The organism is Rhodoplanes elegans (assembly GCF_016653355.1).
In the GTDB taxonomy this organism is placed as follows: domain Bacteria; phylum Pseudomonadota; class Alphaproteobacteria; order Rhizobiales; family Xanthobacteraceae; genus Rhodoplanes; species Rhodoplanes elegans.
Genome location: NZ_NHSK01000166.1, coordinates 1 through 675 on the forward strand (window position 1 = coordinate 1; position 675 = coordinate 675).

Genomic DNA, 675 nt, shown 5'->3' on the forward strand with positions numbered 1-675 from the left:
CGACGGCGACTGCGGCCGGCGCGTCGTGCGCGGCGGCTCCTGGGTCGACGACGCCCGCCGCCTGCGCGCCGCCGCCCGCACAATGAACAAACCCGACGACCGCAGCGCGATCGTCGGGTTCCGGGTGGTGCGCGATCTCGTCAGGTGAGGCGAGTATTACTCCGTCATTCCGGGGCGCGAGCCGAAGGCTCGCGAGCCCGGAATCCATATCCCCGGTGTTCGAGGCTCACGTGAGACAGGGGGTATGGGGTCCGGGCCCGCTGCTGCGCAGCGTCCCGGAACGACCCGCTTCCTCTCACGCTGCCCGAATCCGGGTCAGGAAGCTGTCGACCTCGCCACGCAGCTTGTCGGCCTGGACGTTGAGCACCGCCGCGCTGGAGCGCACGCCGCCCGCCGCGGTGCCGGTCTGATCGGCGCAATTGCGCACGCCGGAGATGTTGTCCGAGACGCTCTGCGTCCGCCGCGCCGCGGCCTGCGTGTTGCGGGTGATCTCGGCCGTCGCCGCCCCTTGCTCTTCCACGGCGGCGGCGATCGAGCTCGCCACGCTCGACACCTCCGTGATGGTCGCGCCGATGCGCCGCATGGCGGCGAGCGCCCGGTCGGCGACCTCCTGGATGGCGCCGATCTGGCCCGAGATGTCCTCGGTCGCCTTGGCGGTCTGGCCGGCGAGGTTCT

At 72.0% G+C, this 675-nt stretch carries 1 protein-coding gene and 1 pseudogene; one reads left to right on the forward strand and one right to left on the reverse strand.

The window, feature by feature from the left end:
* A partial coding sequence (locus tag CCR97_RS32570; protein WP_201159809.1) for an SUMF1/EgtB/PvdO family nonheme iron enzyme occupies window positions 1-148 on the forward strand: 148 nt, incomplete at its 5' end.
* A gap of 147 nt (window positions 149-295) precedes the next feature.
* Here CCR97_RS32570 and CCR97_RS20995 read toward each other — a convergent pair.
* Window positions 296-675, reverse strand: a pseudogene (locus tag CCR97_RS20995) (methyl-accepting chemotaxis protein); the annotation flags it as partial.